The organism is Polaribacter sp. Hel_I_88 (genome assembly GCF_000687935.1).
Classification (GTDB): domain Bacteria; phylum Bacteroidota; class Bacteroidia; order Flavobacteriales; family Flavobacteriaceae; genus Polaribacter.
Genome location: NZ_JHZZ01000001.1, coordinates 2,342,267 through 2,360,837 on the forward strand (window position 1 = coordinate 2,342,267; position 18,571 = coordinate 2,360,837).

An 18,571-nucleotide genomic window follows, 5' to 3' on the forward strand; every position below is an offset into this window, starting at 1 on the left:
AGAAACTATTTTTGTTTGATAGTATCCATTTTTGTGGACAGTTTTTTAATTTCTTCGGATAAACTTTCTATCTGATTTTGAATTTTATTAAAGTCAGATCTTGATGCATTTCTCCATTCGTTAATCTGTACTTTTTCAGAAATTTCTTCGCCAAACGTATTTAATTTATCCTGAATTTCATCTTGAAAATATTCGAATTGTTTTTTTGGATCTTTTATGGTATCTCTCAAAACTTTTGGGCCCACATCTTTAATAGTTTTCCACATAGAAAGACTTTTCTCTAAAATACTTTCTTGTTTTTCTTGAGGTTCGTGTTTGGTAGCTTCTTCTGTTAATTCTGCCAGTTTATTTTTCATAAATGTAAGAGCATCATTAAAGTCTGAAAAACGTTTTTCATCACCATCTTGAACATGGGTAACTTTTCCTCTCCATTGTATTTTCGATTCGCCATTTTCTTCAAAAATTCGTTGTTGAAAACGAACCATAAAAGAAGCGTTTTGTTCTTGTTTTTTTGTCATAAGATTAATTATTTAATCAATTATAGAACTTTTAACCAAAATTTTTTATTCAGTTAGATTGATAAATTCAGTAAAGGTTAAAATTTTTGTATTTTGAATTGTCTTTAAGATTAATAAGTCATTATCTCCAGTAATTAAAAAATCTGCTATTGAATCAACTGATAGATTTAATAAAAAGTTATCTTTTTCATCTCTACAAATCTTAATATCAGATTTGACTTTTACCAATTCTCCAAATTTGTCAAAATATTCAAGAATTTTTTCAATATCTTTTTTTGAAAAGTACTTTTTAAATTTTGGTCTGCTTACAACATCAACAAACTCTTCTAATAATTCATTTGAGAAAATCAGTATTATTTTTTTGTCATCTATAAGTGTACCTAGTTGACTAAATTTTTTAGAAATCAGAAAGCTAATCCAAAGATTTGTATCAAGAATTATCTTTTTACTTTTCATATCGTGATTTTCTCACTTGCTCAACTTCTTTTGTTATTTCATCTAACGAAATTTCATCATTAGATTTCGCTCTTATTTTTTGCAGCAGCGAAGAAAACTCCGATTTATATTTTTCTTTATTAATCTTAATCAAGTTCAAGTCAGCTAAATCTTTAATAAGTTTCTTTGCTTTTGGGTTTAGTATCTCAATTCGGATAGTTTCCATATTCTTTATTTTTCTTTAAATTTACTGAATTATAATTAATTTCCAATTTTTTTTGGGTGTGTTATTACAGTTTAAAATAATTTTTAATTTTATCCTGGTTCTTTTTCAGAACCAACTTCATATCTTAACAACCCTCTAAAAGCTTCATTTATAGTGTTTCCTTCATATAAAACCTTATAAATTTCTTCGGATATTGGCATATCAACTTTATATTCTTTTGCGAGTTCCATCACAACTTTTGCCGTTTTTACGCCTTCTGCAACTTCATTCATTTCAGCAATAATTTGCTCTAAATTTTTGCCTCTCCCTAATTGAAAACCAACATGATGATTTCTACTTTTATCAGATGAACAAGTTGCTACTAAATCGCCCATTCCTGCCAAACCATAAAAAGTGCGTTGTTTGCCACCCATGGCAATTCCCAATCTAGTGAGTTCTGCTAAACCTCTTGTAATAATTGCTGCACGTGTATTATCGCCAGCATTTGCACCATCACCCATTCCTGTTGCAATCGCAATTATATTTTTTAAAGCTCCACCCAATTCGCAACCAATTACATCAGAATTTGTATAAACACGAAACAAACCAGAACTAAAAACATCTTGTAATTTTGAAGCGATTGTTTTATCAACCATAGCAATTACAGCAGCTGCAGCATTTCCAAAATGGATTTCTTTTGCCAAATTTGGTCCTGTTAAAACTCCTGCAGGATGTCCAGGCATAATTTCTTCAATGATTTCTGTCATGCGCATTTTAGTGGAAATCTCTAAGCCTTTTGCTAAATTTATGATGGGCACCCAAGGTCTTATATGTGGTTTTGCTTCTAATAAAACTTCACGAAAACTTTGTGCAGGAACTCCCATAACAATTACGTCTGCGTCTTCCACAGTTTCTTTTATGGATGTTGATGCTTTTAAACTTGAGGTTAATTTTGCATCAGGTAAATATTTTTCGTTTGTGTGATGGGTATTAATCTCATCTACTGTTTCTTGATTTCTTGCCCAAAGTATCGTTTTTGCATTTTTTGCAGTCAATGAAGCAACAGTAGTTCCCCAAGAACCACCACCTAATAAGCCTACTTGTAGTTTCATAATTATAATTTAGGTTCCCATTTTTTATGGGAATGAAATTTTTAACAAAAACCTCTAAATTTAGTTTAAAGGATTTTTTTTATCTTAATTATCTAATTCTTTTACGAATAAGTTCCTAACTTCTTCCACATAAGAGTCTATATGTTTTGGTTTCCATTCTGAGGTATCAACAGGATCTAAAACAACCACTTCTATGTGCGTTGGACTAAATATTTTACTGCCTTTTGGCATGGCCATGTACGCGTTTTTAATTACAATTGGTACAATTGGCACACCAGCTTTCATGGCTAAATGGAAAGCGCCTTTTTTGAAAACACCTAACTCTTTACTACCACTTCTTGTGCCTTCTGGAGCAATGGCTACAGAAGTTCCGTTCTTAAGAATTTCAGCAGCATTTTTCATGGAGGCTAACGCTTTCTTTTTGTTAGATCTGTCAATAAAAATAGCACCCATTGCTTTAAAAACTGGACCAAAAGGTGTCATTTCTAATTCTTTTTTTGCAACTCCAGTAACATCTTTTCTCAACAATTTTAAAATCACAAAAAAGTCTGCAGAAGATTGATGATTGAAACAAAAAACTGCAGGTCTGTGATCTACTAAATTATGTTTTCCTTTTACGTTAATATCTAAACCAGCTAATCTTGTGCCTAAATCGCCAATACTAGAAATTGTTGTGTTGATGCCTTCTTTTTGAGACAACGTTAAACCAGCTCTTATAATTCCTTTTAATGCTGATGGATATAAACTTGCAGCAGCTAAACCAGTTCTTAAGCCATTTACCAAAGGTTTTTTCGTATTTTCTTTAAAACGAAGAATTTTCCAATCGTTCTCAAAAGCGAGTTGTGAAAGTTTATTATCTGGATTTGTAGCAATAGGTTTCCCAACGATTTCTAACAAAGGATAATCATCTATACTGTCTGTGTAAAAGAAACTTTTAGACAAATCTATGTTGTTGCTTTTTGCAAATTTACGCCCAGCTCTTGCTTTTCCTTCAGACCAACACATTTCTGAAATTTTACCCGTAAACTTTCCTTTTTTAACGTCCATTTCTGTACAGAAAATATCTGTAATGCCTAACGCATTTGCGATAGGTGTAACTTGATAACGAGTCGCAGCAGAAATAATAACAATTTGATGTCCTCTTTCTAAATGCGATGCAATTAAAGCTCTAGATTCTGGATAAATGGTTGCTGCTAAATGTTCTTGATAAATTTCTTCTCCTAAATCTGTAAATTGTTTTTCTGAGATGCCTTTTATACCGATTGCAGATATTTTTGTAAGCGATTCAAAATCTCTATTTCCAATAGCATACGCAAGTATCGTTACAAATTGCGAAAGCAATTCTTTTGGTGTTGATTTACCACTTAATAAGCGAGATTTTACAAATTGTTTTGCAGAAAAATCGTTGATTAAGGTTCTGTCTAAATCAAAGAAAGCAGCAATATGTGGGCCTTCTTCATCTTTAGAAATATCTACAGTACTATATTCATTATCTGCACCAGGTACTTTTTCATCATCGGTATTTTCTTTTTTATTTTTTTTGATATTTAGCGCTTCTAATTCTTGCAGAAAATGCAAACGATTGGTTAAATTATCTAATAATTCCATCCAATTTTCTAACCTTTTAAAATCGATATTTTTATCATCAGGAATTAAATTGCTGTTTTTTGCCAAACGTAAAGCACTCACTAAGAATGGTTTTGAAACACTATCTAATCTGCTAATTCTGTTTTTCCAATGCAATTCTTTGCCTTTAAATGAGCAAAGTTCAATAAATTCATCATCTGCAAATTCATCTTCTAAATCCCAAGATTGTAGCGTTTTACAAACTACTTTATTGGCTTCTAAATAGACTAATAACAATCCTTTAGAAACAAATAACTCTTGTTTTGCTAATAATTTTAAAATGTCCCCTTCTGGATTATTGATAATGGTTCTCCAGTTTTTATCGAATAAATTTAATTCGGCTTCAATTTCTGAACTAAATTGTGGTTTGTTAGTGTAGAAAAATTCGAACTTAAATAAGTTACGCAATCGCATTATTTCTTCCCAAAAAGAGAGAATTCTATGTTCTTTTTCGTCTTTAATTTTTACCAACGCCATTTCTATAAAAGCCCTATGATACAAATGAGCAGAAGCCATATTTGCATAATAGGTTGCTGGTAAAAATTCTGTGGATGCTAATGTGTATTTTGTTTTATAGCCAGCTTTATTTTTCTGGACAATGCCTGAACTTTTTAATAAATTCAAGGCTTGTTGCACAGAGCCACCAATACTTTTTCCACGTTCAATTAAAACATCTTTTTTGCGTTGCTCAATAGATTTCATCAACTTTATAACACTGAATTCTATTTCGCTTTTGGTTAATGCAAAATTGTTTAATAACACATTACAAACCAATGAAACTGTTGTTACAGGTGTTATCATATTGGCTTTATGAATCAACTCAAAAGCAAAACGAGGCAAGGTATTTTTATCGGAATAACTATCTTCTTCCATATCTGGAATTACAGCATTCTGATGTTCGCCAGCTTCTACAGGTTCTCCAAAACGAATGGCTGCTTTGCCATATTCGTTGCCTAATTTTCTAAAATATTGTACAAATGCTTTTACATCTTCAGATTTTTTTTCAGCTCCTTTGCCTTCCTCTGTCATCTGTTTTACATCAGGAATCAAGTCATACACAATAGAAACAGGCACATATTTTATATTTCTGGTGCTTTCTTTGGCACCTTCCATAATGTATTTTAAAATGCCCATTTGTGGGTAGACAATTTTACCTGTTCTTGAACGAGTTCCTTCAATATTCCAAGTTAAATGATCACCATTTTCTATCATGCAAGAAATATAATGTCTTAAAGCAGCTTTATAAATTTGGTTGTCTTTAAAACTTCTTCGTATAAAAATGATTCCCGAGTTTTTTCCCATTTGTTTAAAACCAGGAAATGCTAAATTTATACCACCAAAAGTATAAGGAATTGGCATGCCATATTGTGCTAAAGTGGTTACTAAAACTACAGTATCTAAATAGGTTTTGTGTGTTAAAATAAATGCAACCGAATTTTGGCGCATCAATTTCATTAATTTTTTTATTTCTTGCGGATCAACATCTATCTTATTGTTATACGCTTTAGACATCATGAATTGAAACCCTTTTACAGACAACAAATTGGCAATAGGATGTTGTTGCGAATACAATTCTTCAATACAAGCTGCACCTTTTTTTTGCACTTCAGAAAGCTCCATTTTTTCTTCATTAGCAATAAAAGCTAACTTTTCTTGAAATTGAGCATTGTTTATGATGTTCTGTAAATTGTGTTCCATATGCTAATTAAAAAATAAATTAGTAAATTTTGATACTCCTTTTTGCTCCCAAAATTGTGGAAAAAATAGGGTTTCTACTTTTTCGATGATCGATTTTTTCTCAGCTTTTTCAATAGTTGCATTCAGTGCATTTGCCAAAGTTAGCAATACAGTTGCGTTTGCACCCATACCACAATGACTGCCAAAAACTTCTACATTTTTAATATCGTCTCTAAAAGTTTCTGCTTCCATACAGTTTTTCCAAGGAATTAAACCATCGGTTTTTGTATAAATACAGGTAATTGGCACTTTAGGAATTTCATCTAATTCCTTAATAAATTTTAGATTTCTTTCTCTTAATTTTGCGCCTCTTACAAACTCTAAAGTTCTTACGATTGGAGTTTTCATATCTTTTACGCCCCAAACAGGAGAACCAATCGTTATTAATTGTGCTACTTTTTCTGGGTATCTGTTTGCAATAATTTTGGCGAAAATTCCACCTCCACTCCAGCCAACTAAACTTACTTTTTCTTGATGTTTTTCGTAAATCTCATCTAATTTTTCAATTAATTTTGGGAGCGATTTTGAGTTGATCATATTCACACCCAAATCCCATTTATAGGTTTTAAAACCAATAGATTTTAAATATTTTCTTACAAATATTGTAGAGTTATCATTTCCTAAATAAGGAGGCATTAATAAAATCGGTTTGCTTTTTTCGCTTTTATGTTTTGGGATAAAAGGATACAACCAAAACATGGACGTCCATTCTGTTACAGCCCTGGTTTCTAACAACACATTAAAAAGTGGAGGAGGAGGAATGTTGGCATTTATCCTATCTATTTCCGTTTTAAAATTGTTGATGATGTTAGAAATTGTATCTTTTTCAATTTCTTGAAACTCTTCGTTTTTATAAATTTTTTCTAATAAAAGAACCAAGGTTATGTAATCTCTATCAGGTCCAAAATCTTCACAAATAGAAAGACATTCGTTACTTAAAATATTTAAGTTCTCTTTTTCCAATTTTACCTTTTTAACAATTTTGGAAACCTGTTTGTAAAAAGGATGCCTTTCAAAACTTTTGGTAATTATTTTTTTAGCCTTTGGTAAAGTTGCGCCTTGCGAAACTACTATTGCTACTGCAAATTTAGCAAAAGCTGTATATACTATTTTGTTGCTTTCCATACGTTAATTTTAGGCTTCAATATGCTCATTTAGCCAATTTAATAAATCTTTTTGTACTTCATTTCTGTTGATTTCGTTCAACATTTCATGTCTACCACCTTCATATAATTTTAGTGTAACATCATGCACACCCTTTTTTTTGTAATATTTAGCTACTTTTTTTACACCTTTTCCCATTTCCCCAACAGGATCTTTATCCCCAGAAAAAATATAAATGGGTAAATTGTTTGGAGTTTTTTCAAATATTTCTGGACTGTTTATTTTTTTACTTCCTTTTAAAATATCTCTAAAAACACCTAGAGAAAAATCTTCGATTCTTAATGGATCTGCTTCAAATTTATCAACTTGTTTTTCATCACTACTAATCCAATCTACCTTTGTTCTGTTGGGTTTAAACTTTTTATTAAATTGATGAAAAAATAGATTTTTTAAGATTTCGTTACTTCTATGTTTTCCATTTAATTTACTAAAAAACTCTGTGCTAATCAACCCAAAAGAACCTAAACCTTTTATAAAAGCACCTGTTCCAGATAAAATTAAGGCTTGTAAATCATCACCATAAAGTGTAACATATTCTCTACTTAACAAAGAACCCATACTGTGCCCTAACAAAATTATTTTTTTATTTGGATGCTCTTTTTGGATGATTTCTGTGAGTTTTCGCATGTCTTTTATGGCATCAGAAAAATAATCTTCACCATCGTAAAAACCTAAATATTCATTATTTTTTGCCGATTTTCCATGAATTCTATGATCATTCGCATATACCTCATAACCTTGTTTGCTTAATTTTTTTGCAATTGATTTATAACGAAATGCGTGTTCGCCAATTCCGTGAGAAATTTGGACAACACCTTTAAAAGGAACGTTTTCTTTTACTTTCCATTGATAATAAAAAATAGTTTCATCATCAAAAGATTGATATGTATTTGTAATCGCCGACATTAATTATTTTCTAATACTTGTGATAAAAGTTTAAAGAACTTATCAGAATTTTTCTTTGTTCCTATCAATTTAATTCTTCCTTGAATCATTGCTTCATCAAGCAGCAATTGGTTTTTATGTAAGTTGAATAAATTTTCATCATCAATTTCTATTTTTACCAAAGGTTTTGAAGCCTTTTTCTTGCGTACAGAAACTGTTTTTTCAGAAATATCTAGTTGATAATTTACCTTTTTTTCTCCTAATTTCAACTCGAAATCATAGATCCCCAAGTGAATTTTTTTAATTTTTTCATCTGCATTTATAAATTTTTTAAGATTTGTAAAGAAAGGTGTGCTTTTAATTTTCTGCGGATTTGTTGTTTCTTTTTGCTTGCTTTTGGCTAAAATAATTTCTTCTAATTCATTGGCAGCTTCTCTAATATATCTCGAAAATTTATCTGCATCTGGCATTGTTTTCGCATCCGAAGTTGTGGTTATAGAAACTAATCCATTGTAACTAAAAGCAGCAATAATCAATCCAAAACCATCTAAAACGGGTGTTAAACCAAAAATTGATAAAATTTTATGACCTCTTAAATACAAAGGCATTTGTGGGCCAGGTACATTGGTAATGGTTACGTTAAAAGGTGGTCTGTGAAACTCCTTGATATTGTATTTTGTGTACAAACCAGCCGCTAAATTTGCCAAGCCAAAAGGCACAGCATCTGCCATTTTTGCCAAAGCTTTTGCACCTACAGCTTTATGCCTGGTTTTTCCTCTATTGGTTTGCTCTTGAATATATTCTAAACGCTCAATAGGGTCTTTGATGTGTGTTGCAATTCTAACAAACATATTAGAAATTTGATTATCCATTGATTGCTTTTCGCCTTTTACACGAATAGAAATAGGCACATTTGCCACCAAAGGTTGTACAGGCAATTTTTCTTTTTCAGCCAAATATTTTCGAATTCCACCAGCACAAATCGTCAAAATAATGTCGTTGATACTTACGTTCATTAGTTTGCGAAGAGTATTTATTCTTTCAAAAGATAAAATGGCAGTTCCCCAAGTTCTTTTAGGTGAAACAGAATTGTTAAAAATAGTATTTGGTGTTGAAAAAGGTTTTTTTGTTGGTTTTTTTAAGCTAAATTGAGTCTGTATATTTCCTTTGATAAATGAAAAAGCAGTTTCGCCTACTAATTTCGGAATTCTTAATGGATCTTTAAAAAAGGTTTGAGAACTTTTAAGTAATAAACTTAATTCGTCTGGTAATTCATCTGGTTCATAAGGTTTTGGTTTTGGAATTTTTTTATCTTTATCTTCCAAATCTTTATCAAAAAGAATACCCATAATTCCAACTCCAGAACTGCCATCAATCATTACATGATGCACTTTAGATACAATGGCTACAGAACCTTTTGGTACTTGAGAAACTTCATCTAAACCTTCAATAAAAGTCATAGACCATAAAGGTCTGCGTAAATCTAAAGGACTACTAAAAATGGAAGAAGTCATTTCACGTAAGGTTTTCCAGTTGCTTGGATCTGGTAATTTTACTCGGTTAATGTGTAAATCTAAATCGAAATTAGGATCATCTACCCAATAAGGGTAATCTAAATTCATAGGAACATTCAAAAGACGTTTTCGAAATTTCGGAATTAAATGAAGTTTAGAAGCCACAATAGCTTTAAAATCTTCAAAATTAAGAGAATCTTCTACAACTGTTAGTGTAGCAATGTGCATTGGACTTGAAGGTGATTCTGCATACAAAAACGCAGCATCAGAACCAGAAACTTGTTTGATGGAATCGTCTAAAACATCCTCTAATAAATCTTTAATTATCTTTTTTGCCATTAAAATGTAAAATTATGAATTTGTAATTGCGAAAAATTCAGAATTAACCTCCTATAATTCACAACTCTGCAAGATAATTAATTTTAGCTACATTTTCTAAAGATAAAAAGCTGTTTTTCTTGTTTAGTTTTAGGATAAATAAGAGATGTTTTTTAGGTTGATTTGTTTTTGATTGGTTGAAAATTGCTTCATAAGTTTTCAGAAAATTGAAGTATAATTTTTGAAATCAGAAAAGGTTTTTCTGTACTTTTGGATAAGTAATTATTGTTAATGGGTTTTGCAGAAATAGGAGTTATTATCAGACTAGTTTTCATTTATAGATTTAATATCAAACGAATGAATTTAACAAGTAAGAAATTTGCTGACAGAGAGGATTCTAGGAATTTTTGGACAGGATTTTTATTTTTTGCTTTAGTTGTAATCATCGGAATTATTAAAAACAATATTGGCTGAATAATTAACACAATATACTTTAAAATATAAATTACGTAAAAACTCAACTTATAGAAAGTCTAAAATAGGTATTCAATAATTCTTTTGAGATTTTTACTTGAAATTATAGCTTGTTGAAAAATAGTACTTAGATATAATTACTTAAAATACTTTATTAAAAAGTTATCTTTACAAAATAACAGTAATAAAAAATTATCATATCACCTTAATTTTACGGGATATGTGCAATAGAAGTTACTAAATAAAGAGTTGTGGTTTATATTTCGCCAGTTACTTTAAGTCCTGCAAATACAGCTACAGGTTTACCTCGACAAATGACTAACGATTGGATTGACAATGTGATTGAAAGAATGTTACAATCTAATACATCTCAATCTGTCAAAAATCTTGCAAATTTAATAAAAGCTAATGATGACAAAATAACAAAAGTAGTTGCTGGAATTGATAAAACTAAAAGAGATATTTTAATATTTCCAATAAATTAGAAAATGGAAAATTTAACAAAATATTTAAATATTGGCTTTAAAGAAGCTATTGAAGATGAAAAAAGAACTTTAGAAAAAATTAAACAAAATTGTATTGGAATTTTGACATACTCTAGTTTTAAAAGTATAAATGAAAGAAAGTCTTGGTATTACTTGTTTATAGAAAAAGATTTAAAAAAAACAAAACAATGTTTTTATTTGTATGGTAAAATATATGAATATATGTGCAATACTAGGAAAGTTGATATTAGCCCAGGTATGGCTCAAGATGCTACATATACCCTATTAAGTGATTCAAAAGAATTAATAAAATCTTTTACGACTTGGAGTTATAATGACTATGATAAATTTATAAAAAAAGGAGAGTCTAAACATATCATTCAACTAATAGCAGTAAAAGAAGATGAAAAAGCTATTGAATTGATAGATGTGTTTTTTGCTAAACATAAAAAATATCCTTTTAAAGAAATGGATGGAAGTATTTTAAAAGCTATTTTAGAAAAAGATAAATCTAAAGTTGAGGAATTACTAAATATTTTGTTATTACCTAAAAACCATAAAAGAAGGAATAACATTTATCCTTTAAGGAGAGATATTTTATCTTTTCCAGCATTAGGTTTTGCTAAATTAGCTTGGTTCAGAGGAATAGAAGTAGAAATAAACCATCCATTAGTTCCAAAAGAATTGTTACCTATTAAACCAAATGAAAAATATGAGAATAATTATGATTTTCTAAAAGAATAATACAAACCACAACCACGTATATAAAAAATAGCAGGTAAATGCCAACTTCAAAGTTTGTGCTTATCTGTTATTATAATAATAAACTGAAAATAATTGCTTTTTTAATCTACTACTTTTCATATACAATTACGTTGTGTGTAATGCAAAAAAAAATCGTCGCTGAAATTAAATTTGTTTACTAAAAAGGAAACTTGTATCTTTGCTATAAACAAATATCTGAATGACGGAAAAATTTAAAGTTGAGTTTCTTAAAGAAGTTTTTGAATTTTTAGACGAACTTGAGAAAAAAACTCGGGAAAAAATTCTTTTCAATATTGACAAAGCAAAAGTCAAAACCGATAATACCTTATTTAAAAAGCTGACTTCTGATATTTGGGAATTTCGAACTTTGTATAATAAAAAGCAATATAGGCTTTTTGCATTTTGGGACAAAACAGACAACAAAGTGACCATTGTAATTGCTACTCACGGAATTATAAAGAAAACGCAGAAAACACCCAAAAAAGAAATTGACAAAGCGACTGAATTAATGAATAAGTATTTTAATAATAAAAACAAGAAGTAATGAAAACATTCACATTTGACGAAGTAAAAGATAAATATCTTGGAAAAAAAGGCACAGAAGAAAGAGATGCTTATGAAAATGAATTACGACTTGACTTAATTGGAGAAGCAATAAAACAGGCTCGAAAAGAACGAAAATTGACTCAAACTCAACTCGGAGAATTAATTGGAGTGAAAAAAGCTCAAATTTCAAAAATAGAAAACAATTTGACTGACGCCAGGTTTGAAACTATTTTAAAAGTTTTTAGAGCATTGAACGCTAAAATTAATTTTAATGTGGAATTATTGAATCAGAAAATGGATTTAGCAACCGAATAAAAAAAGTACTACACACAACATCCGAATATAACAAATAGATTTTCAATTTATAGAGGCTTAAAATATATCTCCAAAAGAAATAAATCTAGAGTTTAATTAATGAAAATTTCAAGTTTTTTAAGTCAATAATAATTTAAATTAATAAGCGGTTCGGATATTTTCTTAACTATTTTCATAAAAAAAGTCTCAAAAATAATTTTGAGACTTTTTTTAAAAAGAGCCGATAGAGGGACTTCCTTCGACTTCGCTCAGGATAAACTTCTCGTCCCAACTTATTTTTTTAATTTTAAAAAGAGCCGATAGAGGGACTCGAACCCACGACCTGCTGATTACAAATCAGCTGCTCTAGCCAGCTGAGCTACATCGGCTTTTTGAATTTTAAGTGCGCAAATTAAATACTATTTTTGAAATATACCTAAACAATTTTCATTTATTTTCAATAAAAAAAAGCTCCAATACATTGAAGCTTTTTAAGTCAAGAATAATAATTTTTACACGGAATAAAAAGTTATAAAATAACGATTATATCCTTGTATGTTTTTAGAACGAAATTAATTGTGTTTTGTTGTTCTTTGTTTAGCTAACTGCTTCTTTATATACTTTTAAACAGCGTTCTCGGGCTTCTTTATGGTCTACCATTTTATCTGGGTAAGAATCTTTACCATAATTTGAAACGTATTTTTTAATATATTTTAAGTCTTTATCAAACTTATTAATTTGTGTTGTTGGGTTAAAAATTCTAAAATAAGGTGATGCATCTACTCCAGAACCTGCAACCCATTGCCAATTGCCAACATTGCTAGCCATATCATAATCGTGTAATTTTTCTGCAAAATAGGCTTCTCCCCATCTCCAATCGATTAACAAGTGTTTGCATAAAAAACTACCCACCAACATTCTAATTCTGTTGTGCATAAAACCAGTTTCGTTTAATTGACGCATTCCAGCATCAACCAAAGGATAGCCAGTTTCTCCTTTACACCACTTTTTGAATTCATCTTCGTTATTTCGCCATTCAATTCTGTCGTATTTGCTTTTAAAAGCTTCGTCTTTTGTATGCGGAAAATGCCAAAGAATTTGTGTAAAAAACTCTCTCCAAATTAATTCTGACCAAAAAACTTCATTCTTTTCTGCAATGGCTTTTTTTACCATTTTTCTAATACTTGCAGTTCCGAAACGTAAATGTGGTCCTAATCTTGAGGTTGCATCTTTTGCTGGGAAATTGCGAGTATCTTCATACTCCTGAATTAAAGTTGGTGTAACAGTATAAGGCGTTATTTTTTGTGATGATTTTTTAAAGCCAATATCTGCAAGCGATAAATTTGGTAATCTTGAATTCTCGATTAAATTATCTAAAAAATCATTTGTGTAATATATTTTTAAATCGATTTTCTCAAACTCTTTTTTCCATAATTTCATGTATGGAGTATATACTTTGTAAGGATCTCCATCGCTTTTTACCACTTCATCTTGTTCAAAAATTACTTGATCTTTAAACGTTTTAAAGTTGATGTTTTCTTCGGATAAAATCGCTTCTATGGCTTCATCTCGCTCTTTTGCATACGGTTCGTAATCACGATTTGTAAAAACAGTATCAATGGAATAATCTTTAATTAATTGCTTAAAAACATCCTTTGGTTTTCCTTTTAACATAGCAATACTACTACCATATTTTTCTTGCAGTTCGTTTCGCATTTCTTGCAGTGTATCAAAAATAAACATAACTCTTGCATCGTCTTCTGGTAATTTTGATAGAATTTCTTCATCAAAAATAAAAATAGGCAAAACTTTATGATCGGATTTTAAGGCGTTGTAAAAACCTACATTATCATCTAAACGTAAATCTCTTCTGAACCAAAAAATGTTGACTGTACTTTTCATTCCTGTATGTTTTTTATAATTTAAAGGTATAAAAAATGCCACAAAATCAAGAATTTATAAAGTTTAAATTCTTGAATTCGTGGCAAAAATAGTTGAATTTTAGTTACTTTTTGTATTCGCCAAAAAGTTCTAATAATTTTGTTTGTCTGTAATTAAAAATTTCCTCTAATTTAGGTTTTACTAAAAAAGGATGAACCAATTGTCCTAAAAATCCTAATGGAACTTTATAATCGATAATGTCTTCCATTTCAACACCACCCTCAATTTCTTTGATAAAATGCTTGTGATGCCACAAAGCATAAGGTCCATATAGTTGCTCGTCTACGAAATACTTTTTATCTTCAATATGCGTGATTTCTGAAACCCATTTTGTTTTAATGCCCAAAAGTGGCGTTACAATATATTGAATTATTTGACCTGTATACAAAGGTCTGTCAATTTTAGAAACTATATCAAAACTCATATAATCTGGCGTGATTATTTTTAAGTTTTTTGGGTTTGATAAAAATGCCCAAGCTTCATCAACAGAAATTGGTAATTTTTGAGTTTTATGTAATGTATATATTTTCATAGGCTTATTTAAAGTGATAAAACAAGTTTTTCTTTCTGAATAAGATTGTTAATCCCATCCCAAAGCGCAATTCTTTTTTCTAATGATTGCTTTGCTATTTTTAAAGTACTAGCCCATTTTTCATCATCTTCTCCACAAAGTTCAGCAACCATCTTTAAAGAAAGTGGTCCATGTTCATCACCATCTAATTCTATATGACGTTCTAAATAATATTTTAATTTAGTATAAGATTGATTGTTTGTATCTGAATTTTCAATAATCTTTAAAAACATATCAGGAATAACATCTTCTCTACCAAAGGTAAAGCAAGCAGCAATAAGATGAGGTTGATTGGTTGCTATCACATCAAAAGTAAATTGCACAAAATCAGCAACATTTTTATTTATATGAATTGCTGTTAACGAAGTTTCAACAGTTTTTCCAGCAGTAATATTTTTTATAAAATCGTTAATTTGATTTGTATTTGCGCCAATCTGATTCATGGCTTCTAAATACATTTCAAAATGACTTTTAGGTTCGCCAAGTTCATTAATATCACTTTCTTCTCCGTGAACAATTTCATTGATAAATCTTGATAATATTGGATTTTTGGGAGGTGTCCAAGGAACATTTACATTGGTAAGATGATTTTGTAAACTTTTTAAAAGCGACATAAAATCCCACACAGCAAATACATGCTGCTCCATATAAATTTTAATATCTTGTATGTTTTTTAAGTTTTTATAAAGGTTATGATTTTGTAATTGAGTTCTTAATTCAAGAATTTCATTTTCTATATGTTGTATGCGTTTCATTTTTTAATAAATATCAATTATAAAGTAAAATGTAAAAATTTAAAGAAGTTGCAATGCACAACCAAATCATGTAAGGTAAAAGTAAATATTTGTAAGCACCAACTTTATCACTTAACTTAAAAAAATAAAAGAATAGGAGCAAGGTTAAAAAAAAGATGCTAATCAACCCAAATAAAACCAATTGTTGATTAAAAACAATATAATTCCAACTTACGTTTAAAATAAATTGAATTAGAAAAGCGATTTTTGTTTTTTGTGAACTTTCAACAGTAAAAAGTTTTCCTAAATAGATAGAAAAACAAATCATAATTAGTGTCCAACTTGCACTAAAAACCCAACCTGGAGGCGTCCAAGGAGCTTTATTAATATTTGTATACCAATCTCCTGTTGGTCCTTCTCCCATTAACCAATTCCCAATTGCCAAACCACCAAAATTGATGATTAAAAAAAGGATGGTTAATTTGAATTGCTTCATTAAAATACTATTTTTTTAGAGCTTCAATTTGTTTTAGAACATTGTCAGCTTCTAAATATTTTTGATCGCTATCACTCCTGTTAGAAGATTGAAGTTTAAAACCTTCTTCCATTAATTTTTTATATTTTTCTTGCAATTTTTCTACTTCAGATTTTTTTTTGAACAATCCAAACATAATTTTTATTTTAAATGTTTTGTAATTTTTGAACTTAATGGTTTTGTAATTGAAAAGTAATAATCTATCAATTTACCATCTTTATCAACCAAATATTTTTGAAAGTTCCATTTTACTGAAGAACTTTTTGTGCCATTATAATCTTTGTTTGTCAACCAAGAAAATAAAGGATGTTGGCTTGTTCCTTTTACATCTACTTTTTCTGTGATTAGGAAAGAAACTCCATAATTAACTTCGCAAAACTCCTCAATTTCGTCTGAACTTCCAGGTTCTTGACTTCCAAATTGATTGCAAGGAACTCCAATAACTACAAGATTGTCTTTATAAGTTTGGTATAATTCTTCCAAACCTTTGTATTGAGGTGTAAAACCGCATTTGGATGCAACATTTACAAAAAGTATAAATTTATTTTTATAGGCTGATAAATCAATAGGTTTACCTTGTAAACTATTGATTTTTATATCGTAGATATTTGTCATATGTAAAGTTTAAATTATATTTTAAAACTTACAATTCCGCAATCAAGTTCAAAGATTTGTCCTGAAATTGATGCTGCTTTTTCAGAAATTAAAAAAGTAGCCATGTCAGCAACTTCATTAGGTTGTAAGTATTTTTTAAGAGGATGACGTTCTGAAATATTTTCTATCATTCTGTCATTTCTTAATAATTTTGATGCTAATTCTGTATCTGTAACAGTAGGTGCAATTGCATTCACACGAATTGTTGGTGCTAATTCTGCACCTAAAGATTTTGTTAAACCTTCTACAGCAGATTTTGCTGCAGCAACACTTGCATGAAAAGGCATACCTAATTTTGCAGCAACTGTGCTAAATAATAAAATAGAAGGTTTACTTCCGTTTTTAAGTGAAGGTAAAAAATGTTGTATTGCTTTTACAGCACCAATTACATTAATTTCGAAGTCTTCTCTAAATTCCTCTAATTTTAATCTTGCAATTGGTTTCAGGTTGATGCTTCCTGGACAATAAATAAGACTATCTATTGCTTCAATTTTAGGTAAATCATCAGTAAGTATGTCTAAAGAATAGTGCGTAAAATTGTTATGAGGAGACAAAGTATCTGTTCTACTAATGTTAATTACTTCGTTATCATCGATTAAAGATTCAATGATTGCTTTACCAATTCCTTTACTTCCTCCTATTACTACTATTTTTTTCATATTTATCGTCTTCCTTTCAAACGCTTTTCAATTTTTTGCTTTACAGCTGTTAAGCGTTTCATTTGATCCATAATTTCTGGATCTTTTTCTGATTTGTATACTTCGTTTAATTCTAAGATAAGTGCTTTTACTTCTCTTGAAGCTAAAATTCTATCACTTGTTGTTTTGAATGAGAATTTTCTGTGTTCAAATTCTTCCGCTCTTTCTAATAAATTCATTCTTTATTTCTCTATTTTTTCTAATTTTCGAATATAATTATAAAAGTTAAATAAGCAAGAGAAATCTGGATTTATTATGCAGTTAATGGTTTTCCCTTTAAACGCTTCTCAATTCGTTGTTTTATAACGGTTAAACGCTTCATGATGTCCATGATTTTTTTGTCTTTCGTTTTTTTATAAACTTCATTTAAGCTTAAAATCAATTCTTTTGCTTCTCTAGCAGCCATAATTCGATCGCTAGTTGTTGGGAATCTCATTTTTCTTGTTTCAAATTCTAAGGCGTGGTTTATAAGTTCCATAATCTGTATTTTTAACTATTCTACCTTCTTCTTTTTTCGATAATTTTTATGAAATTATCTTTTTGATATTGAGTTGTTTGAAATTGATTTTTGTCGAGTACATTTAAATCTTCCTTTTTCGAAAGTTCTTAACTTTTCATGCTTTGTTTTTCTTCCTTGCACTCTAGCTCTCCACATTCTAAAACTACTAGCTTTCATTTCTCTTCGCATCAAATCAATTACTTCTTGCTCTTTTAAGCCGAATTGAAATTGAATTGCTTCAAAAGTAGTTCTGTCTTCCCAAGCCATTTCTATAACTCTATCAATAGCAATTGCATCTAGTTTTTCCATAAATATTTTATTTTACAGCATCGTAAAAAGAATAATTTTCATCACTCTTAATTTTTAAATCTAATAATCTGTCCAAAAACTTCTTGTTTTCTTTTAAAAGTCTATTGCTTTTAAATCTAACAAAATTTCCTTGAGCATGAATACTGTAGTTATTTGTGTTGTATATATGTAATTGATAAAAAGGAATTGCCCAGCTATAGTTTTTTAGCCCTTTTGTAATGTGTACTAATATTCCTTTTTTTCTAATTTCTATGTTTCCATAATTAATATCAGAAACACTGTTTAAAATATTTTTAAAGCGTACACTTACATCTTCAACAACCATTCTTTTAGAGCCAACACCCTTCATTTTTATAGATTCTATAAACGAATAAGAGTCGCCAACCAAATCTTTGATTGCAGCTTTTGCTTCTTTGTCTGTATGTGTTGTATTAAATATCACATAGCAAAGATACAAAAATTACTTTTTGTTTAATGTATTTTAATTAACGGTAAACAGAGTATTAACAAATTATTATGAGAAGCACTCTTGTTATCAAGTAGAATTAGGTT

General features: G+C 29.6%; 23 protein-coding genes and 1 tRNA gene. 4 read left to right on the forward strand and 20 right to left on the reverse strand.

Annotation, left to right across the window (positions count from 1 at the left end; all coding sequences use genetic code 11):
• Window positions 1-5: 5 nt before the first annotated feature.
• The 8 genes from P161_RS0110560 to P161_RS18370 form a co-directional block, all read right to left on the reverse strand.
• The gene (locus P161_RS0110560) at window positions 6-518 is read right to left on the reverse strand and encodes a hypothetical protein (RefSeq protein ID WP_026776967.1); all 513 of its coding nucleotides are present in this window, start codon (window positions 516-518) and stop codon (window positions 6-8) included.
• A gap of 45 nt (window positions 519-563) precedes the next feature.
• Window positions 564-974: a putative toxin-antitoxin system toxin component, PIN family gene (locus tag P161_RS0110565; protein ID WP_026776968.1), complete on the reverse strand. Its 411-nt coding sequence runs from the start codon at window positions 972-974 to the stop codon at window positions 564-566.
• Window positions 964-1,179 (reverse strand): hypothetical protein, encoded by a 216-nt coding sequence (locus tag P161_RS0110570; RefSeq protein WP_026776969.1) that lies wholly within the window; start codon window positions 1,177-1,179, stop codon window positions 964-966. The genes P161_RS0110565 and P161_RS0110570 overlap by 11 nt, the downstream gene beginning before the upstream one ends.
• Window positions 1,180-1,268: 89 nt before the next feature.
• Window positions 1,269-2,270, reverse strand: a complete 1,002-nt coding sequence (locus P161_RS0110575; protein WP_026776970.1) for an NAD(P)H-dependent glycerol-3-phosphate dehydrogenase — start codon at window positions 2,268-2,270, stop codon at window positions 1,269-1,271.
• A gap of 84 nt (window positions 2,271-2,354) precedes the next feature.
• Window positions 2,355-5,594 carry an HAD-IB family hydrolase gene (locus P161_RS0110580; protein WP_026776971.1) on the reverse strand — a complete coding sequence of 1,080 codons (3,240 nt, stop codon included), beginning with the start codon at window positions 5,592-5,594 and terminating at the stop codon, window positions 2,355-2,357.
• 3 nt (window positions 5,595-5,597) lie between these two features.
• Window positions 5,598-6,758, reverse strand: a complete 1,161-nt coding sequence (locus tag P161_RS0110585; RefSeq protein ID WP_026776972.1) for an alpha/beta fold hydrolase — start codon at window positions 6,756-6,758, stop codon at window positions 5,598-5,600.
• Window positions 6,759-6,767: 9 nt separating this feature from the next.
• Window positions 6,768-7,703: an alpha/beta fold hydrolase gene (locus tag P161_RS0110590; protein ID WP_026776973.1), complete on the reverse strand. Its 936-nt coding sequence runs from the start codon at window positions 7,701-7,703 to the stop codon at window positions 6,768-6,770.
• The gene (locus P161_RS18370; RefSeq protein WP_026776974.1) at window positions 7,703-9,535 is read right to left on the reverse strand and encodes a wax ester/triacylglycerol synthase family O-acyltransferase; all 1,833 of its coding nucleotides are present in this window, start codon (window positions 9,533-9,535) and stop codon (window positions 7,703-7,705) included. Before P161_RS18370 ends, P161_RS0110590 begins: the two co-directional genes overlap by 1 nt.
• Window positions 9,536-10,239: 704 nt before the next feature.
• Here P161_RS18370 and P161_RS0110605 point away from each other — a divergent pair.
• From P161_RS0110605 to P161_RS0110620, 4 genes are all read left to right on the forward strand, one after another.
• Complete coding sequence (locus tag P161_RS0110605; RefSeq protein ID WP_026776976.1) at window positions 10,240-10,473, forward strand: hypothetical protein; 234 nt, start codon at window positions 10,240-10,242, stop codon at window positions 10,471-10,473.
• A gap of 3 nt (window positions 10,474-10,476) precedes the next feature.
• Complete coding sequence (locus tag P161_RS0110610) at window positions 10,477-11,217, forward strand: Imm49 family immunity protein (protein ID WP_026776977.1); 741 nt, start codon at window positions 10,477-10,479, stop codon at window positions 11,215-11,217.
• Window positions 11,218-11,437: 220 nt separating this feature from the next.
• Entirely contained in the window at window positions 11,438-11,782 is a 345-nt protein-coding gene (locus P161_RS0110615; RefSeq protein ID WP_026776978.1) for a type II toxin-antitoxin system RelE/ParE family toxin, read from the forward strand.
• Window positions 11,782-12,099: a helix-turn-helix domain-containing protein gene (locus P161_RS0110620; RefSeq protein ID WP_026776979.1), complete on the forward strand. Its 318-nt coding sequence runs from the start codon at window positions 11,782-11,784 to the stop codon at window positions 12,097-12,099. The genes P161_RS0110615 and P161_RS0110620 overlap by 1 nt, the downstream gene beginning before the upstream one ends.
• A gap of 294 nt (window positions 12,100-12,393) precedes the next feature.
• Here P161_RS0110620 and P161_RS0110625 read toward each other — a convergent pair.
• The 12 genes from P161_RS0110625 to P161_RS0110680 all read right to left on the reverse strand — a co-directional run bounded on the left by P161_RS0110625 (window position 12,394) and on the right by P161_RS0110680 (window position 18,461).
• Window positions 12,394-12,467: transfer RNA gene (locus P161_RS0110625), tRNA-Thr, on the reverse strand.
• A gap of 208 nt (window positions 12,468-12,675) precedes the next feature.
• On the reverse strand, window positions 12,676-13,980 hold the full coding sequence (locus tag P161_RS0110630) for a deoxyribodipyrimidine photo-lyase (protein ID WP_026776980.1): 1,305 nt from the start codon (window positions 13,978-13,980) through the stop codon (window positions 12,676-12,678).
• Window positions 13,981-14,083: 103 nt separating this feature from the next.
• On the reverse strand, window positions 14,084-14,551 hold the full coding sequence (locus P161_RS0110635; protein WP_026776981.1) for an SRPBCC family protein: 468 nt from the start codon (window positions 14,549-14,551) through the stop codon (window positions 14,084-14,086).
• Window positions 14,552-14,559: 8 nt separating this feature from the next.
• Complete coding sequence (locus P161_RS0110640) at window positions 14,560-15,345, reverse strand: DUF3050 domain-containing protein (protein ID WP_026776982.1); 786 nt, start codon at window positions 15,343-15,345, stop codon at window positions 14,560-14,562.
• Window positions 15,346-15,358: 13 nt separating this feature from the next.
• The gene (locus tag P161_RS0110645; RefSeq protein WP_026776983.1) at window positions 15,359-15,820 is read right to left on the reverse strand and encodes a TspO/MBR family protein; all 462 of its coding nucleotides are present in this window, start codon (window positions 15,818-15,820) and stop codon (window positions 15,359-15,361) included.
• Between the two features lie 7 nt (window positions 15,821-15,827).
• A complete protein-coding gene (locus P161_RS19500) occupies window positions 15,828-15,995 on the reverse strand; it encodes a Lacal_2735 family protein (protein WP_036841402.1) in 168 nt (55 codons plus the stop codon).
• Window positions 15,996-16,000: 5 nt separating this feature from the next.
• Window positions 16,001-16,474: a glutathione peroxidase gene (locus P161_RS0110655; protein ID WP_026776984.1), complete on the reverse strand. Its 474-nt coding sequence runs from the start codon at window positions 16,472-16,474 to the stop codon at window positions 16,001-16,003.
• A 14-nt stretch (window positions 16,475-16,488) separates the two neighbouring features.
• Window positions 16,489-17,172, reverse strand: coding sequence for an SDR family NAD(P)-dependent oxidoreductase (locus tag P161_RS0110660; protein WP_026776985.1), 684 nt, complete (start codon window positions 17,170-17,172; stop codon window positions 16,489-16,491).
• 2 nt (window positions 17,173-17,174) lie between these two features.
• Window positions 17,175-17,390 carry a hypothetical protein gene (locus P161_RS0110665; RefSeq protein WP_026776986.1) on the reverse strand — a complete coding sequence of 72 codons (216 nt, stop codon included), beginning with the start codon at window positions 17,388-17,390 and terminating at the stop codon, window positions 17,175-17,177.
• 74 nt (window positions 17,391-17,464) lie between these two features.
• Complete coding sequence (locus P161_RS0110670) at window positions 17,465-17,689, reverse strand: hypothetical protein (RefSeq protein ID WP_026776987.1); 225 nt, start codon at window positions 17,687-17,689, stop codon at window positions 17,465-17,467.
• A 54-nt stretch (window positions 17,690-17,743) separates the two neighbouring features.
• Window positions 17,744-18,019 (reverse strand): TIGR03643 family protein, encoded by a 276-nt coding sequence (locus P161_RS0110675; protein WP_026776988.1) that lies wholly within the window; start codon window positions 18,017-18,019, stop codon window positions 17,744-17,746.
• A 7-nt stretch (window positions 18,020-18,026) separates the two neighbouring features.
• Window positions 18,027-18,461, reverse strand: coding sequence for a hypothetical protein (locus P161_RS0110680; RefSeq protein WP_026776989.1), 435 nt, complete (start codon window positions 18,459-18,461; stop codon window positions 18,027-18,029).
• Window positions 18,462-18,571 lie beyond the last annotated feature (110 nt).

Bases quoted from the DNA above. Each gene is read 5' to 3' on its own strand.
- P161_RS0110560 (WP_026776967.1), bottom strand. From the start codon at position 518: ATGACAAAAAAACAAGAACAAAACGCTTCTTTTATGGTTCGTTTTCAA.
- P161_RS0110565 (WP_026776968.1), bottom strand. From the start codon at position 974: ATGAAAAGTAAAAAGATAATTCTTGATACAAATCTTTGGATTAGCTTT.
- P161_RS0110570 (WP_026776969.1), bottom strand. From the start codon at position 1,179: ATGGAAACTATCCGAATTGAGATACTAAACCCAAAAGCAAAGAAACTT.
- P161_RS0110575 (WP_026776970.1), bottom strand. From the start codon at position 2,270: ATGAAACTACAAGTAGGCTTATTAGGTGGTGGTTCTTGGGGAACTACT.
- P161_RS0110580 (WP_026776971.1), bottom strand. From the start codon at position 5,594: ATGGAACACAATTTACAGAACATCATAAACAATGCTCAATTTCAAGAA.
- P161_RS0110585 (WP_026776972.1), bottom strand. From the start codon at position 6,758: ATGGAAAGCAACAAAATAGTATATACAGCTTTTGCTAAATTTGCAGTA.
- P161_RS0110590 (WP_026776973.1), bottom strand. From the start codon at position 7,703: ATGTCGGCGATTACAAATACATATCAATCTTTTGATGATGAAACTATT.
- P161_RS18370 (WP_026776974.1), bottom strand. From the start codon at position 9,535: ATGGCAAAAAAGATAATTAAAGATTTATTAGAGGATGTTTTAGACGAT.
- P161_RS0110610 (WP_026776977.1), top strand. From the start codon at position 10,477: ATGGAAAATTTAACAAAATATTTAAATATTGGCTTTAAAGAAGCTATT.
- P161_RS0110615 (WP_026776978.1), top strand. From the start codon at position 11,438: ATGACGGAAAAATTTAAAGTTGAGTTTCTTAAAGAAGTTTTTGAATTT.
- P161_RS0110620 (WP_026776979.1), top strand. From the start codon at position 11,782: ATGAAAACATTCACATTTGACGAAGTAAAAGATAAATATCTTGGAAAA.
- P161_RS0110630 (WP_026776980.1), bottom strand. From the start codon at position 13,980: ATGAAAAGTACAGTCAACATTTTTTGGTTCAGAAGAGATTTACGTTTA.
- P161_RS0110635 (WP_026776981.1), bottom strand. From the start codon at position 14,551: ATGAAAATATATACATTACATAAAACTCAAAAATTACCAATTTCTGTT.
- P161_RS0110640 (WP_026776982.1), bottom strand. From the start codon at position 15,345: ATGAAACGCATACAACATATAGAAAATGAAATTCTTGAATTAAGAACT.
- P161_RS0110645 (WP_026776983.1), bottom strand. From the start codon at position 15,820: ATGAAGCAATTCAAATTAACCATCCTTTTTTTAATCATCAATTTTGGT.
- P161_RS19500 (WP_036841402.1), bottom strand. From the start codon at position 15,995: ATGTTTGGATTGTTCAAAAAAAAATCTGAAGTAGAAAAATTGCAAGAA.
- P161_RS0110655 (WP_026776984.1), bottom strand. From the start codon at position 16,474: ATGACAAATATCTACGATATAAAAATCAATAGTTTACAAGGTAAACCT.
- P161_RS0110660 (WP_026776985.1), bottom strand. From the start codon at position 17,172: ATGAAAAAAATAGTAGTAATAGGAGGAAGTAAAGGAATTGGTAAAGCA.
- P161_RS0110665 (WP_026776986.1), bottom strand. From the start codon at position 17,390: ATGAATTTATTAGAAAGAGCGGAAGAATTTGAACACAGAAAATTCTCA.
- P161_RS0110670 (WP_026776987.1), bottom strand. From the start codon at position 17,689: ATGGAACTTATAAACCACGCCTTAGAATTTGAAACAAGAAAAATGAGA.
- P161_RS0110675 (WP_026776988.1), bottom strand. From the start codon at position 18,019: ATGGAAAAACTAGATGCAATTGCTATTGATAGAGTTATAGAAATGGCT.